The organism is Arthrobacter sp. Y3223166, assembly GCF_059090935.1.
Window position 1 is genome coordinate 1 of the sequence record NZ_JBNHGE010000027.1, and the last position, 13,667, is coordinate 13,667.

13 protein-coding genes are annotated in these 13,667 nt (G+C 67.8%); 5 read left to right on the forward strand and 8 right to left on the reverse strand.

Annotated features, from left to right (window positions below; translation table 11 throughout):
• The coding region (locus AC5RUH_RS12025; RefSeq protein ID WP_494128687.1) for a C40 family peptidase at positions 1-491 on the forward strand (491 nt) is incomplete at its 5' end.
• A 69-nt stretch (positions 492-560) separates the two neighbouring features.
• On the opposite strand, the gene AC5RUH_RS12030 is transcribed toward AC5RUH_RS12025, so the two are convergent.
• Positions 561-1,577: a universal stress protein gene (locus AC5RUH_RS12030; RefSeq protein WP_494024867.1), complete on the reverse strand. Its 1,017-nt coding sequence runs from the start codon at positions 1,575-1,577 to the stop codon at positions 561-563.
• A 195-nt stretch (positions 1,578-1,772) separates the two neighbouring features.
• On the opposite strand from AC5RUH_RS12030, the gene AC5RUH_RS12035 reads away from it, so the two are divergent.
• Positions 1,773-2,420 (forward strand): FAD-binding protein, encoded by a 648-nt coding sequence (locus AC5RUH_RS12035; protein ID WP_494128688.1) that lies wholly within the window; start codon positions 1,773-1,775, stop codon positions 2,418-2,420.
• Between the two features lie 198 nt (positions 2,421-2,618).
• Positions 2,619-4,088, forward strand: a complete 1,470-nt coding sequence (locus tag AC5RUH_RS12040; RefSeq protein ID WP_494001983.1) for an NCS2 family permease — start codon at positions 2,619-2,621, stop codon at positions 4,086-4,088.
• Positions 4,089-4,181: 93 nt separating this feature from the next.
• Here the strand turns inward: AC5RUH_RS12040 and AC5RUH_RS12045 are convergent, their stop codons facing one another.
• Positions 4,182-5,570 carry an MFS transporter gene (locus tag AC5RUH_RS12045; RefSeq protein ID WP_493978385.1) on the reverse strand — a complete coding sequence of 463 codons (1,389 nt, stop codon included), beginning with the start codon at positions 5,568-5,570 and terminating at the stop codon, positions 4,182-4,184.
• Positions 5,571-5,728: 158 nt separating this feature from the next.
• On the opposite strand from AC5RUH_RS12045, the gene AC5RUH_RS12050 reads away from it, so the two are divergent.
• Positions 5,729-6,652, forward strand: a complete 924-nt coding sequence (locus AC5RUH_RS12050; protein ID WP_494075917.1) for a LysR family transcriptional regulator — start codon at positions 5,729-5,731, stop codon at positions 6,650-6,652.
• Between the two features lie 269 nt (positions 6,653-6,921).
• Here AC5RUH_RS12050 and AC5RUH_RS12055 read toward each other — a convergent pair whose 3' ends face one another.
• Genes AC5RUH_RS12055 through AC5RUH_RS12065 form a run of 3 tightly spaced genes read right to left on the reverse strand, consistent with a single transcriptional unit; the run spans position 6,922 to position 8,816 of the window.
• Complete coding sequence (locus tag AC5RUH_RS12055; RefSeq protein ID WP_494013340.1) at positions 6,922-7,779, reverse strand: spermidine synthase; 858 nt, start codon at positions 7,777-7,779, stop codon at positions 6,922-6,924.
• Positions 7,780-7,782: 3 nt separating this feature from the next.
• Entirely contained in the window at positions 7,783-8,490 is a 708-nt protein-coding gene (locus tag AC5RUH_RS12060) for an O-methyltransferase (RefSeq protein ID WP_494128689.1), read from the reverse strand.
• Positions 8,487-8,816, reverse strand: coding sequence for a thiamine-binding protein (locus tag AC5RUH_RS12065; RefSeq protein ID WP_494001978.1), 330 nt, complete (start codon positions 8,814-8,816; stop codon positions 8,487-8,489). Before AC5RUH_RS12065 ends, AC5RUH_RS12060 begins: the two co-directional genes overlap by 4 nt.
• Before the next feature lie 232 nt (positions 8,817-9,048).
• On the opposite strand from AC5RUH_RS12065, the gene AC5RUH_RS12070 reads away from it, so the two are divergent.
• Positions 9,049-9,999: a zinc-binding dehydrogenase gene (locus tag AC5RUH_RS12070; RefSeq protein ID WP_494128690.1), complete on the forward strand. Its 951-nt coding sequence runs from the start codon at positions 9,049-9,051 to the stop codon at positions 9,997-9,999.
• Between the two features lie 140 nt (positions 10,000-10,139).
• On the opposite strand, the gene AC5RUH_RS12075 is transcribed toward AC5RUH_RS12070, so the two are convergent.
• The 3 genes from AC5RUH_RS12075 to AC5RUH_RS12085 form a co-directional block, all read right to left on the reverse strand.
• The gene (locus tag AC5RUH_RS12075; RefSeq protein WP_494013344.1) at positions 10,140-10,451 is read right to left on the reverse strand and encodes an AzlD domain-containing protein; all 312 of its coding nucleotides are present in this window, start codon (positions 10,449-10,451) and stop codon (positions 10,140-10,142) included.
• Positions 10,448-11,257 (reverse strand): AzlC family ABC transporter permease, encoded by an 810-nt coding sequence (locus AC5RUH_RS12080; RefSeq protein ID WP_494128691.1) that lies wholly within the window; start codon positions 11,255-11,257, stop codon positions 10,448-10,450. The genes AC5RUH_RS12075 and AC5RUH_RS12080 overlap by 4 nt, the downstream gene beginning before the upstream one ends.
• Positions 11,258-11,368: 111 nt before the next feature.
• Positions 11,369-13,651 (reverse strand): glycoside hydrolase family 15 protein, encoded by a 2,283-nt coding sequence (locus AC5RUH_RS12085; protein ID WP_494128692.1) that lies wholly within the window; start codon positions 13,649-13,651, stop codon positions 11,369-11,371.
• Positions 13,652-13,667 lie beyond the last annotated feature (16 nt).

Here is a 13,667-nt window from a genome sequence, read left to right on the forward strand (position 1 = left end):
GGCCCTCGACGCCTGCCCCGGCCCCGCCTCCGCCGCCGGCCCCTCAACCGGCCCCGAAGCCCAAGCCGGATTCGGCACCGCCGGCACCGGCACCGGCCCCCGGCAGCAACGCGGGCATCGCCAACGCTGCCATCAACTTCGCGATGGCCAAGCAGGCGAACAACAAGAGCTTCTACGATTGGGGCGGCAGCGGGCCGTGGGGCTACGACTGCTCGGGACTGACGCAGGCGGCGTTTGGCAGCGCCGGTCGCTACCTGCCCCGCGTGGCGCAGGACCAGCTCGACTCCGCACCGCACAAGGTGCCGCTCGCCCAACTTCAGCCCGGCGACCTGGTCTTCTGGGGCGAGCCGAATGCCATCTGGCACGTGGCGATCTACATCGGCAACTGGCAAGTCGTCCATGCGCTAAACGACAAGGATGGTCTGACGGTGACCAATATCAGCCACATGTACGGCAAGCTGCACACGGTCGGCGCCCGCTGGGCCGTCTAGCCTGCACTGCTTAAAAGGGGCGGGCCCGGAACCTTTGAGGTTCCGGGCCCGCCCTTCTGCTACCTGCGGTTATTCGGCGTCGGGCAGGGGGCCGAAGTTGCGGCGGTCGTCCAGGCGAGGGTCATGCTTGTCCGGCACCACCATGACGGGGCCCTTGGCATGGTGCAGCACGCCCTGGCTGGTGGAGCCGAGCAGCATGCCGGCGAAGCCGCCGCGGCCGCGGGTACCAACCACCAGCAGTTCGGCGGTGCGTGACGCCTCGATCAACAGTTCTACCGGGGAGCCGTCCTGCACTTCACCGGTGACGCGCAGATCGGGGAAGTGGCTCTTGAGCCACGCCACGCCGGCGTCGAGCTGCTCACGGATATCCGCATAGAGCGCTTCGCGGTCCAGCGGTGCCGGCACCCACGCCAGCGAGCCCGTGAACGGTGGCATGGCGCAGATGACCTTCAGCGGATAGCCGAGCCGCTCGGCCTGCTCTGCGGCGACCAGGGTGGCGTTGCGGGCCTGCTCTGAACCATCAACCCCGACCACGACGACCTTCTGGATGTCCTCGGGGCGGATCGCCTGGTCCTTGGACCGGGGAAGCTCGATGTCCAGGTCACCGAGACGCGGCGCGCAGGCCAGCGGAATCGTCACCGTCGGACAGGAAGCGTGGGCCGGGACGGCGCTGCTCACGGAGCCCAGCAACCGGCCCATGAAACCACCGCGGCCGCGCGTACCGACCACGACCAGCTCGGCCTGTTCCGAGAGCTCCAGCAGCACCCCGGCGGCGTCGCCGGTTTCCACCCGCGCATCGATGTCCAGGCCGTAACCGGTAACTTTGGACACCGCCTGCTCGAGCACGGCTTCGGCGCCTTCGCGGATCACCGAATCGTCCAGGGTGGCATAGCCGGCGTCCATGCTGGAGGCAGCGAAGACCGGAACGGTGTAGGCGGTCACGACGTGCAGCGGGGTTCTGCGCCGTTGCGCCTCCTCCGCAGCCCAAACCAACGCGCAGATGCTCTGATCGGAGCCGTCAACTCCGACGACAATGCCGCGGGGTGCCGCGCCCTGTCCGGCGTCTGAACCTGTGGCTTCTGTCATTCGTTCCGCCTCCCTCAACGTCGCACGGGCATCCTCGCCCGCTACCCTCAGCTTACTCTGCAACAAAGCGCTTCTCAGTGGCCGAAAAGTTATGTAGGCTTCGATGAAAATTGTGTTAAATAACAGTTTCACAATGCGTGTGCGGGCGTCCTTTCGCCGCCCGAGGTTCTCGCTACCGTACAAGGAGTCCGTGCAGTGAGTGGCGTTTCCGTACCAGAAGTGCCTACCGAATACACCACCGCGGTGGTCATCGGTTCCGGGCTGCCCGGACTGGCCGTGGCGAGCGAGCTCAGCCGCCAGGGCGTGTCGTCAATCGTCGTTGAGGGGTTGCTCCCCCAGCCGGCCGACCAGGGACGCAGGTCCACGCTGGCGGACTCGACGCACCGGAGCGAGCGCAACGACCTGCTGCGGTTGCTGCAGGCGTACGCCGCCAGCCATGCGCTGGACATCCGCCACAGCACCCATGTCTGCGGCGTCACCAAGACGTCGGAAAAACCAGCGTCGGCGGCACCGGCGGACCCGTCCAGGCCACCGGCTGCCTCTGTGGCCCACGCACCCGCGATGAGCAGGGACAAGAACCAGAAGTGGGTCATCCGCACCGAAAACGGCTTGCTGGTCGCCGATTCCGTCGTGCTGACGGGCTGCGCGCAGAACCAGATGCGCCGGCTGCTCCGGAGCCTGGGCATCGCGGCCGGCGCAAACCTCGCCACCGTCCTGAAAGCGATCGGCCTCTACCTGGTCGGAGTGGCGGATCTGCTGGCGCCGAGCACACGGGACATCATCCGGCAGGCGAAGGTGGCCGGCAGCGCCATCGCTTCCACCTCCCGGCCGGCCGTCGCCTGACGCCGGGCGGGCGGGAAAACAGCGGCACCGTACGCTCTCCGCTAGACGCGGGGCGGCGGGAAAACAGCGGCGCCGTACGCTAGTCGCCTGACGCCGGGCAGGCGGGAAACAGCGGCACCGTACGCCGCCGCGTGCCGCAGGGGCTAGAATTTTGGGGAAATCCCTGACCATACCACTTACCTGTGGAGGACATCCCCCATGCCCCAAAAGGGAGCAGTAGCCGCCAAGACTTCGGTGCTCGACCGCTATTTCGAGATCACCAAGCGCGGCTCCAACTATTCGCGCGAAATCCGCGGCGGCCTGGCCACGTTCTTCGCGATGAGCTACATCGTGGTGCTGAACCCGCTGGTCCTGGGCGGCGCCGATTCAACCGGCGCCATGCTCGGCGCCGAACGCGTCGCGGCGGTCACGGCCCTCGTGGCCGGAGTGCTGACGATCGTGATGGGGGCGTGGGCCAAGTACCCGTTCGCCCTGGCCACGGGCCTGGGCGTCAACGCCTTCATCGCCATCACCGTTGCGACCAATCCGGGCCTGACCTGGCCGGACGTGATGGGCCTGGTGATCCTCTCCGGCATCACCATGCTGATCCTGGTCCTGACCGGTTTCCGGACCGCGGTGTTCAATGCCGTGCCGCAAAGCCTCAAGACCGCCATCGTGGTGGGAATCGGCATGTTCATTGCCCTGATCGGCCTGGTCAATGCCGGCTTCATCCGCCGCATTCCGGACGCGGCGGGCACCACCGTTCCGGTGGGGCTCGGGTTCGACGGCGTGCTGCTGGGCTGGCCGATCCTCGTCTTCGTCGTCGGCCTCATCCTGACGATCGCCCTGGTGGTCAAGAAGGTCAAGGGCGGCATCCTGATCGGCGTCATCGCCGCCACCGTGCTCGCGGTGGTCATCGAAGCGGTGGCCGACGTCGGCCCGTCGATGGGTCCCGACGGCCCCAATCCGCTGGGATGGTCCCTGGTAGTGCCCGAGCTGCCGAGCGGCAGTTGGGTGGGGCTGCCCGACCTCAGCCTGATCGGCCAGGCCAGCCTCTTCGGTGCATTCGGGACGCTGGGCGTCACCGCCGCTTCCCTGCTGGCGTTTGCGATCCTGCTGAGCATCTTCTTCGACGCCATGGGCACCATGGTCGGCCTGGCCAACGAGGCCGGGCTGACGGACAAAGAGGGCAACATCCCGAACGTCGACCGCGTCCTGATGGTCGACGCCGTGGGCGCCATCGCCGGCGGCGCGGGATCCGTCTCGTCCAACCAGATCTACGTCGAGTCCGGCGCCGGGATCGGCGAGGGCGCGCGCACCGGCCTGGCCAACGTTGTCACCGGCCTGCTGTTCCTGATCGCCATGTTCTTCACGCCGCTGATTTCGCTGGTTCCGTTCGAGGCGGTGGCGCCGGCGCTCGTCGTCGTCGGTTTCATGATGGTGTCGCAGGTGGGCAAGATCGACTGGTCCGACTGGGGCGTGGCCATCCCCGCCTTCCTGACCTTCACGCTCATGCCCTTCACGTATTCCATCGCCAACGGCCTGGGCGCGGGCTTTATCGCCTACGTGCTGGTGCGCACGTTCCAGGGCCGGGCCAAGGACATCCACCCGCTGATGTGGGCGGTGGCCGCGGCCTTCGTGCTCTTCTTCGGCATGGGCCCGGTTGAGCAGCTCATTGGCTTCCGCTGACCCCAGGTCCGTCGAGGCGAAAGGGACCGGTACCGCCCGCAACGGGTGGTACCGGTCCCTTCGGTTTTACTCGCTTGGCTTGCGCCGTTGCGACTAGGCCTGGGCCCGCACTTCTGCTTCCGTGCGTGCCAGGTCGGCCCGGTCCAGGTCGCGCAGGGAGGCGCCCTTCGTTTCGCGGGTGAAGATCACCGCCACGACGGTGATGGCCGACGCGACCACCAGGTACAGGGCAACCGGCAGCCAGTGCTCGAAGTCCTTCAGCAGCGTGGAAGCGATGATGGGGGCGAGCGAACCGGCGAAGATCGACGTCACCTGGTAGCCCAGCGAGACACCGGAGTAGCGCATCCTGGTCGGGAACATCTCGGCCATGATGGCCGGCTGCCCCGCATACATCAGCCCGTGCACGGCAAGGCCCAGGAAGATTGCGGCCAAGATGATGATCGGGTTCTGCGTGTCGAACATCGGGAAGGCGACGAAGGCCCAGACCCCCGACAGCACGGCGCCGGCCATGTAGACCGGGCGGCGGCCGATGTTGTCCGACAGGCGCCCGTAGAACGGGATCACGACGAAGTGGAAGGCGTGCGCCAGGATCAGCAGGCCCAGCACCGTGGTGACGTCGAAGTCGTGAACGGTCTTCAGGTACGTGATGGAGAAGGCCACCACGATGTAGTAGATGATGTTCTCCGCTACGCGCAGCCCCATGGCAGTGAACACGCCGCGCGGGTACTTCTTCATCACTTCCACGACGCCGTAAGACGTGGACTTCACCTTGGCGGACTCGGCCTGGGCCTCCAGGAAGATCGGCGCCTCGGTGACCTTGGTGCGGATGTAGTAGCCGACGAGCACGATGACTGCAGAGAGCCAGAAGGCGACGCGCCAGCCCCAGGCCTGGAACTCGGCCTCGGAGAGGATGCCGGACATCACCCACAGCACTACCGTGGCCAGCATGTTGCCCATCGGCACGCCCGCCTGCGGCCAGGACGCCCAGAAGCCGCGCTTGGCTGCCGGGCTGTGCTCGGCCACCAGGAGTACCGCGCCGCCCCATTCGCCGCCGATGGCAAAGCCCTGGACGAACCGCAGCACCACCAGCAGGCCCGGCGCCCAATACCCGATCTGGTCGAACCCTGGCAGGCAGCCCATCAGGAACGTGGCGGCACCGATCAGGATGATGCTCACCTGCAGCAACTTCTTCCGGCCCAGCTTGTCACCGAAGTGGCCGAACACGATCCCGCCCAGCGGCCGGGCAATGAAGCCGACGGCGAACGTGACGAAGGCGGCGATGATCGCGTCCAGTTCGGTGCCCGCATTCGGGAAGAACAGGGCGCCGAACACCAGCGTGGCCGCCGTGGCATAGAGGAAGAACTCGTACCATTCCACGACCGTGCCGGCCATGGAAGCGGTGACGACCTTGCGCAGGACCGACGGCGGCGACTCGTGCGTCGCGCCGGATCCGGGTCCGGTGGGGGTAGCGTGGGCGCTCATCATTCTCCTTGCATGGCGTGCGGTTAATGCGGCGTTCGCCGCCGGGACTCCCCCCGCACGCTGTGAGTGTGGTCACAATCAGACGTAGCCGAGTATTCCCCGCTCCCGCATGTGCATCAATGACAAACTTTGCAGGCATGGTCTGCAAAGATGCAGATATGCCTCCCGCGCCGCAGTCCGCCAAGCCGGACGACCTGATCATCCTCCTCGCCGTCGCCCGCACCGGCCGGTATACCGTGGCGGCCGAGAACCTGGGCCTGAACCACACCACCGTCTCGCGCAGAATCGCCGCCGTCGAAAAGGCCCTGGGCGGCCGCGTGTTCTCCGGGGCGCCGGGCGGCTGGGAGTTGACCGACCTGGGCCGCAAGGCGGCAGCGGTCGCCGAGCGGATCGAAGAATCGCTCACGGAGCTTGGCCGCACACCGGATCAGGCGGACCGACTGGCCGGTGTGGTGCGAATGTCGGCCACCGACGGTTTCAGCGCGTTCGTCGCCGCCCCGGCGATCGCGCGCCTGCAGCAGCGCCATCCCAGGCTCAGCGTGGAGATCGTTACCGCCGCCCGCCGGGCCACGCAACACCGGCCGGGCCTGGACTTCGAAGTCGTCGTCGGGCGGCCGCAGGTGATCCGCGCGCGATCCATCCGGCTGGGCAACTATGTCCTGGGTCTCTACGGCTCCCGTGATTATCTGGCCGAACACGGAGTACCGGACAGCGTGCGCGTGGCCATGAACCACCCGTTGGTCTATTTCGTCGACTCCATGCTGCAGGTTGACGACCTCGACGCCCCGCGCCGTTTGCTGCCTGCGATGTCCACGGCCCTGGGTTCCACCAACGTGTTCGTCCACGTCGAGGCAACCCGTGCCGGTGCCGGCCTCGGCCTGCTGCCGTGCTTCATGGCCAACCGCCATCCGGACCTGGTCCGGATCCTGCCGGGGGAACTGGAGGAGCGGCTCGGCTACTGGCTGGTGGCGCGGCCGGAGTCGCTGCGGCAACCGGCGGTGGCGGCGGTCGTCGATGCGCTCAGGCGCGAGACCCGCAGCAGGGAAGCCGAGCTGATGGGGAAGGGAACCGGCATCCGGTGAAAGGATTAATGACCGAGATGCCGGGCACTGGACCTAACTTGGGGGGATTAGGTTCTCAGCACCCGGCATCCGGCGCCGGATCAAATCCGGCTGAGCAGACATAGCGCTCCAGCCACCATCCATAGTGTCGAAGCCGTTCTTTCCATGCCTGCCTCCGGAGAGCCAGCCGCAAGCGGCTCGCTCCCGGGCCTGGTACGGCCGCTGCACGGCCGTTCTTGTCCATCTTACAAACAAATTCCGGCCGAAGTCATAACGTTCCGGGAAAGGTCCTAATTGGCCGGCCGGTCTTGCCGGATCGCCGATCCTCTGCAAAACTTCTCCACTCTCGGCCCGTCCCACAGCTGTGCCGGCATGGCACCGTGCAGCAACTCCCGGACGAGTCCGGGACCGGTTTCCAGCGGCTGGTCGCTGGCAGCGATGACCACGTTTCCGTGCCGGCGGCCCTTGAGCATCGGCGGGTCGGCGATGATCACCCGGTGCTCGAAAACCTCGCCGATGGTCGCCGCCTCCTCGCGGGCACCGATCAGCCGTGGCGTGTCGCCGCAGTTCACCAGGTAGACCCCGCCGGGTGAGAGGACTCGCCGCACCGCCCGGGTGAATTCCAGCGTGGTCAGTCCGTACGGGGTCTCGCTGCCGGAGAAGACGTCGCGGACCACCAGGTCCCGGCTGTCCTCGCTCAGTGATTCGGTGACCTCCCTTGCTTCACCCACCCGGATGCGCACCAACGGCGCACGCGGGATGTCGAACCACTGGCGCACGAGGTCGGCCAGCTTCGCGTCGATCTCGACCACTACCTGGCGCGCCTCCGGGTACGCGGCCGCCAGGTAGCGGGCCATCGAGCACGCCCCGCCGCCCAGGTGCAGGGCCCGAAGCTTAGCCCCGGGTCCCCATCGGGATGCGATCAGCGCCGCCATCCAGCGCATGTATTCGAAGTCCAGCCGCAGCGGATCGCCGACCACCACGTGGGAGGACTGGACGCCGTTGATCTTGAGCAGCCAGCTGTCCGCCGAGTCGGGCTCGCGGACCAGCTCGGCTGTCCCGGAGGAAATCTCATAGCGTCCCTCGGCCGGCCCGCCGGACGCCTCCGGCTCCCGTGCCGCCTCGGCACGGGTGCTTCGCCGCGCCATCGGCTACTTGACCAGCGCCAGCGCGAAGCCGTCCCAGCCCTTGCCGCCCACGGTCTGGATCGCCGTGGCGTCCAGGCGCGGGTCGGAGCCCAGCAGCGCCAGCGCATCCCGGGTGCCGCGGATGTCGCGGTCCTCCGCGCCGGCGTCGCCGCCGTCGGTCAGCACCTTGCCCGACCGGACGACGTTGTCCACCACGATAAGGCTGCCGGGACGAGTCAGCCGCAGGGCCCACTCCACGTAGTTCCGGTTGTTTTCCTTGTCCGCGTCGATAAACACGAGGTCGAACGGCCCGACGCCCGCTTCGGCCAGCCGCGGCAGGGTATCCAGTGCCGCGCCCACCCGGATGCTGACCTTGTCCGCGACGCCGGCTGCCTCCAGGTTCCGCTGCGCCACCTCGGCGTGCCGCGGTTCGTACTCGCAGCTGACCACTTCGCCGTCGTCCGGCAGTCCGCGGGCCAACCAGATGGTGCTGTACCCGCCCAGCGTGCCGATCTCCAGCACCTTGCGGGCACCGCGCAGCCGGGCCAGCAGCATCAGCAGCTTGCCTTGGGTTGCGCTCACCTCGATCGCCGGCAGGCCTTCTTGCGCGGCACCCTCCCTGGCTGCGACCTGGGACTGGTCCTCCCCCACCAAGGTGACGGTCAGGTAATCTTCGACGGCGGTCCACGCCGCTTTCGGATCGACGTCCGGCAGGCCCGGCTGGACGGTCACTGCTGCTCCTGCTCGGCGATGGCAGCCTCCAGGCGGTCCACCTTGCCGTTGAGCTCGCCGTAGTATCCCGGACGAATGTCCGCCTTGAGCACCAGGGACACGCGCGATCCGTGACGGCCTACGGCCTCGGTGGCACGCTTGATCACGTCCATTACCTCGTCCCACTCGCCCTCGATGGTGGTGAACATCGCGTCCGTGTGGTTTGGCAGCCCGGATTCGCGGACGATCCGGACGGCCTCGGCAACCGCGTCATGGACCGAGGCATCGTGGGGTGCGGGACCGGCGACGGGCACCCCGGAGGGTGCAACAGAGAAGGCTACAAGCATGGCTTCAGTCTTCCACAGCACCCGTGCCGGCGCACAGGTTCGGTGTCACCTGCCGCAACCACGGGGCCTTCTGCAGCACCGGACGTGACGGACTTTACATGCATTTGCATAAAAATTGCCGGGTTTCGGAGCTAGGCTGGACATGCGGGTTTCGCACCCGCACCGTTCCGCCGGTCCGTTCCACCGGTCGCCCGCGGAATGCCACCATCCGCGCCGAGCCACAGGAGACCCCATGAAAGCCTGGCAATTTACCAACACCCACGAGCCGCTTGAACTGAATGAGGTCGAGGAGCCGACCGCCGCACCCGGCGGTGTCGTCATCGACATTAAGTCGGCCGGGTTGTGCCACTCGGATGTCGGCATGCTTGAGGACGAGGGCTGGCTCTCGACGCTGGCCAAGCGCCCCATCACCCTCGGCCATGAGGTGGCCGGGGTCATCACCGAGGTCGGGGAAGGCGTCACCGACTGGAAGGTCGGCGACCGCGTGGGCTGCTGCCCCACGACTCCGGCCGGCGCTCCCGGCTACGCCTTCGACGGCGGCTTCTCCTTTAAGACTGCCATCGACCAGCAGGCTCTGGTCCGCATTCCGGACAACGTCAGCTTCGCCCAGGGTGCGGCCGGCACCGATGCCGGCATGACCAGCCACCACGCCGTCATCGCCAACGGCCAGGTCAAGGCCGGCGACAAGGTCGGCATCATCGGCTTCGGCGGCCTGGGCTCCATTGGCGCCCGCGTGGCCGTGCTGGCCGGCGCGGAGGTCTACGTCGCCGAGGTCAACGAGAAGATCTGGGACCAGGCCAAGGAGATCGGCGCCAAGGACGTGGCGAAGTCCATCGCCGAGTTCCAGGAGATCGGCCTGGACGTCGTCGTCGATTTTGCCGGCTTCGGCACAACCACCGCCGAGGCCATCGAGACGGTCCGCCCCGGCGGCCGCGTGGTCCAGGTCGGCATGGGCCGGCTGGAGTCGACCATCAGCACCAAGGCCCTGATTCTCTCCGAGGTCACCCTGGTCGGCTCGCAGGGCGGCACCCGCGACGACGTGCAGGGCGTCTACGATTACTTCGCCACCGGCAAGCTCACGCCGACCATCACCGAGATCACCTTCGAGGACATCCCGGAAGGCCTGGAGAAGCTGAAGAGGGGCGAAGTCGTCGGCCGGCTGGTCGCCAAGATCGCTGACTGACCCCTTACCGGATGCTTGACGACGGCGGTGCGAACCGCCGTCGTCAACCTGCCTTAAGCCGCGGCGCCGTGGTGCGCCGCCCGCAAGCACAATCGTCGGCGCCTTACCCAGCCGGCCGCCGTCCCCCCAGCAGATTACTGTTATCCCCAGCCGGCCAGGCGGAGCAGTGCGGCGGCGGCGGCGCCGGCGATGACCACCACCAGGAACGGGGCGCGCAGCAGCAGCGCGACCGCGGCGGCCAGCAGCGCCCCGACCCGGGCGTCGAACGCCAGGTGCTGGCCGGTGGAGAAGGCGTTGACGACGGTCAGCGACGCGAGCAGGCCGATGGTCATGGTGGCGGCGACCCGGGACATGCGCTGGTTCTTCATCCACCTGGCGGGCACCAGATAGCCGGCCAGCTTGGTGAGGTAGGAGATGGCGCAGGCGGCCACTATCCAGATCCACAGGCTCATGGCGCCTCCCTTCCGTCCCCGCTGCCGGCCGGATCGTCGCGGCCCGCCGCACGGCGCTCGGACCCGGCGAGCGTGTGGGACCCGTCGTGCTCGGAATACGGCTCGTCATAGGGCTCGATGTCCGGCGCCAGCCCGGCGGGAATGGGTTTGTGGGTGAACCAGCCGATGGCGGCCGCAACCGCCGCCGCCACCAGGATGGGCACTCCGCTGGGCACGAACGGCACGGCCAGCAGCGTGGCCAGGGCGCAGGCAACCGCAATGGCGGCCGGTTCCTTGCCTTTCAGCCTCGGCCACAGCAGCGCCAGGAACGCGGCGACGGCGGCCCCGTCCAGCCCCCACTGCCTCGGATCGCCCAACGCGTTGCCGGCCAACGCCCCCACCAGCGTGAACAGATTCCAGAGCAGGAATATACCCACGCCAGCGGTCCAAAAACCGCGCCGCTGCTCGCCGGGGTTGTCCTGGCCGGACGCCGTCGCGGTGGATTCGTCAATGGTCACGTGGGCGGCCAGCGGCCGCCACCAGCGGGACGGGGAGACGAGCGCGTTCATCTGCATGCCATAGATGCCGTTGCGGATGCCCAACAGGGCAGAAGCGGTCATCGCGGCCAGACCGGTCCCGCCTCCGCCGATCACCCCGATGAACGCGAACTGGGAGCCGCCGCTGAACAGCAGCAGGCTCAGCGCCATGGTCTGCCAGAGGTCGAGCCCCGATGCCACCGACAAGGCGCCGAACGACACCCCGTACAGCCCGGTGGCGATGGAGATGGACAGCCCCACTTTCACGGCCGGGGACTGGAGAAACTTCACCCGTCTACAGTAGCCGGGAAGGCAGCCGCCCCGCCGCCGCCCCAACCGTGGATATCGCTGTGGAAACTGTGGAAACGGTCCCTGGAAGCGGCTGCGGCTAAGCGGCTGCGGCTACACCGCTTCCTGCGCGTGGCCGTTGATCGCGTCCGCCGCACGGATCAGCGCCAGGTGCGAGAACGCCTGCGGGAAGTTGCCGGCCATGCGTTTGTTCGCGGTGTCGTACTCCTCGGCCATCAGCCCCAGGTCGTTCGCGTAACCGACCAGCCGGTCCATCAGGTCGCGGGCGTCGCCGATGCGCCCGGAGCGGGCATACTGTTCCACCAGCCAGAAGCAACAGGCCAGGAACGGGTGCTCGCCCGGAGCCAGACCGTCCACCCCCGACTCGGTCCGGTAGCGCAGGATCAGTCCGTCCGCATCCACGAGTTCCCGCTCCAGGCGGGCGACGGTACCCAGCATCAGGTCGTCGTCGTACTTCACGAAGCCCACCTGCGGCAGCACCAGCAGCGATGCGTCCACCTCGGTAGTGTCGTAGCTCTGGGTGAAGGAGTTGATCTCCCGGTTGAAGCCGTGCTCCATGATCTCTTCGCGCAGCTTGTCCCGCAGCTGCGCCCAGTGCTCGGCTTCGCCGTCCAGGCCGTGCTCCTGCACCGCCCGCACGCCGCGGTCGAACGCCGCCCACATCATCACCCGCGAGTGGGTGAAGTACTTCCGTTCGCCCCGCATCTCCCAGATGCCCTGGTCCTTCTGGTCGAAGTGCTTCTCGATGTAGTGCAGCATGGCCTTCTGCAGCGGCCAGGAGAAGTGGTCCTCGGTGCCGCCCATGTTGCGCAGCTTCTCCAGCGCGACCATGACCTCGCCGATCACGTCCGCCTGGTACTGGCCCACCGCGCCGTTTCCCACCCGCACCGGCGCCGACCCTTCATACCCGGGAAGGTGCGGGATGATCCGTTCCTCCAGGTCGCGTTCGCCGGCCACCCCGTACATGATCTGCAGGTCTTCCGGGTCTCCGGCCACCGCGCGCAGCAGCCAGTTGCGCCACTGCAGCGCCTCGTCTTCGTAGCCGTGTGTCATCATCGATTCGAGCGTCAGCGCGGCATCGCGGAGCCAGACGTAGCGGTAGTCCCAGTTCCGTTCCCCGCCGAAGGACTCCGGCAGCGAGGTAGTCGGCGCGGCGACGATCCCGCCGGTGGTCTCGTGCGTCATGGCGCGCAGCACCAGCAGGGAACGCTTGACGATGCCGTGGTAATCCCCCTGCGGCGGGAACCGTGAGCACCAGGTCTGCCAGTAGCGCACCGTTTCCGTCAGCGCCGTGTCGACGTCGATCGCCGGCGGCACCGTCCGGTGGGACGGGAACCAGCACAGCTCGAAATCGACCGTCTCGCCGGCCTTGACCGTGAATTCGCCCTCGTGCCGGCGGTTCGCGGCGCGCGGCAGGCGCTCACCGTGCAGCACCAGCGCGTCCGGGCCGGCGATGGCGACGATCGATTCCCGGCCGGTGGCTTCGTCGTGCACGCGGTTCACCCACGGCACCACGTCCCCGTAGTGGAACCGCATGATCAGTTCCTGCCGGATGGTCATTTCGCCGGAAAGGCCCTCGACGCGGCGGACAAGTGACGCCCGGCGGTCGCCCACCGGCATGAACTCCGTCACCAGTGCCTCGCCTGTTTCGCTCTTCCAGCGGGTCTGCAGCACAAACGTCGACGGAACATAAGAGCGTTCAACGACGACGGCGGACGGCGCCTCCGTTGCTTCTGCCGCCACTGCTGCCTCTGCTGCGACCGGGGTGCCGGTGCGGACCCCTGCAGTCTCGGTTCCGGCCGGCGCCGGCGCAAGGTCGCCGCGGGGCAGGGTGTCCGTAAGGGTGGAGCGCGCGGACGTCGACTCGGCGGACGTCGGACCGCCGCTGGAAGGCACGCGTACGCCGGTGGCAGCCACGGATACGCCCGCCTCGGTTGCACCGGTGGCGGCCGGGGATGCGCCGGCTTCGGCGGTGCCGGCCGCGTCGCCAAACTGTCCGGCTTCCCCGGCCCCCGGCTGCACTCCGGCAGTCTTTTTCGCCTCGTCCGTCGCAGACCGCCCGGGGTTCTCCGCGGCCGCCGAGACTGCTTCATCTTGTTCGCGCGTCGAGACCGGCGGCTGGCTGCGCTGGACTTCCAACGGGTCGCTGCTCAGGCCGCCGGGTACACCCGTCCCCATCGCTTCCCCGCTCTGCGGATGCGCACCGTCCGGCGCCAGCAGCCAGCGGCCGTGTCCGGGGTGCCCGAGAAGCGCACTAAAGACGCTGGGCGAGTCGAAGCGGGGAAGGCAGAGCCAGTCCATGCTCCCGGACCGGGACACCAGCGCTCCCGTATGCAGATCCGATATGAGTGCGTAGTCCTCAATTGGAGATGCCATCTCTCCACTCAATCAC

Excerpts from the sequence above, each read along its gene's own strand:
- AC5RUH_RS12030 (WP_494024867.1), bottom strand. The coding sequence starts at position 1,577 with ATGACAGAAGCCACAGGTTCAGACGCCGGACAGGGCGCGGCACCCCGC.
- AC5RUH_RS12040 (WP_494001983.1), top strand. The coding sequence starts at position 2,619 with ATGCCCCAAAAGGGAGCAGTAGCCGCCAAGACTTCGGTGCTCGACCGC.
- AC5RUH_RS12045 (WP_493978385.1), bottom strand. The coding sequence starts at position 5,570 with ATGAGCGCCCACGCTACCCCCACCGGACCCGGATCCGGCGCGACGCAC.
- AC5RUH_RS12050 (WP_494075917.1), top strand. The coding sequence starts at position 5,729 with ATGCCTCCCGCGCCGCAGTCCGCCAAGCCGGACGACCTGATCATCCTC.
- AC5RUH_RS12055 (WP_494013340.1), bottom strand. The coding sequence starts at position 7,779 with ATGGCGCGGCGAAGCACCCGTGCCGAGGCGGCACGGGAGCCGGAGGCG.
- AC5RUH_RS12065 (WP_494001978.1), bottom strand. The coding sequence starts at position 8,816 with ATGCTTGTAGCCTTCTCTGTTGCACCCTCCGGGGTGCCCGTCGCCGGT.
- AC5RUH_RS12070 (WP_494128690.1), top strand. The coding sequence starts at position 9,049 with ATGAAAGCCTGGCAATTTACCAACACCCACGAGCCGCTTGAACTGAAT.
- AC5RUH_RS12075 (WP_494013344.1), bottom strand. The coding sequence starts at position 10,451 with ATGAGCCTGTGGATCTGGATAGTGGCCGCCTGCGCCATCTCCTACCTC.
- AC5RUH_RS12085 (WP_494128692.1), bottom strand. The coding sequence starts at position 13,651 with ATGGCATCTCCAATTGAGGACTACGCACTCATATCGGATCTGCATACG.